Annotated in this window: 2 protein-coding genes; both read left to right on the top strand. The window is 21.1% G+C overall.

Annotated features, from left to right (window positions below):
• The first annotated feature begins 39 nt into the window (after positions 1-39).
• Entirely contained in the window at positions 40-279 is a 240-nt protein-coding gene (locus tag M0D11_RS06375; protein ID WP_252321137.1) for a hypothetical protein, read from the top strand.
• Positions 272-608: hypothetical protein (locus M0D11_RS06370; RefSeq protein WP_252321135.1), on the top strand; the 337-nt coding region annotated here is incomplete at its 3' end. The genes M0D11_RS06375 and M0D11_RS06370, both read left to right, overlap by 8 nt.

Genomic DNA, 608 nt, shown 5'->3' with positions numbered 1-608 from the left:
ATTAGTTATGAATTTAAATAAAAATAAGGAGAAAAAATAATGACTAAGGAAGAATTAGCACAATTAACGCATAATGAATTAGGTAAAATTGAAAGTATTATAACAGATAAAAAAACACATAAAGATTGTATTAACAAAGAAAAATTAATCAATTTTATTATAGAGGAATTAAAAGAAAATAAAGAATCTAATTCTAGTGATTCATTTAAATTAGGAAAAGAAAGTGTTTTATTTAATATTCAGATTTATATTAATGAAGGAGACTTTGATAATGAATAAAGAACAAATACCATGTTGTTTTAGTGAAGTTAATACTCTAGGTAAACATATAACAAATTGTAATAATTTACCAACAAAATTAGATAAAGATAATGTTCAAATAAGATATTTTTGTGAAGAACATATGATAATAGTTGAAAATATAAGAAGAAAAATGGCTCAAAAATATATTAATGAATATAAAGAAAAAATAATTAACGGAATGTCAAGAAGACATAAAGTAGTGAGAGACCAAATTATACAATCAGTAAATAGTGATAAGATTTTATATTTACAAGCAAAATTATTTGAAGTAGAAGATTGAATGGACAAAATAAAAAATGGAGAAA

The organism is Spiroplasma endosymbiont of Lariophagus distinguendus, from assembly GCF_023846195.1.
Lineage (GTDB): Bacteria > Bacillota_I > Bacilli_A > Mycoplasmatales > VBWQ01 > Spiroplasma_E.
Note: the sequence above shows the minus strand (reverse complement) of the source record. Positions and strands in the feature narration are given on the sequence as shown.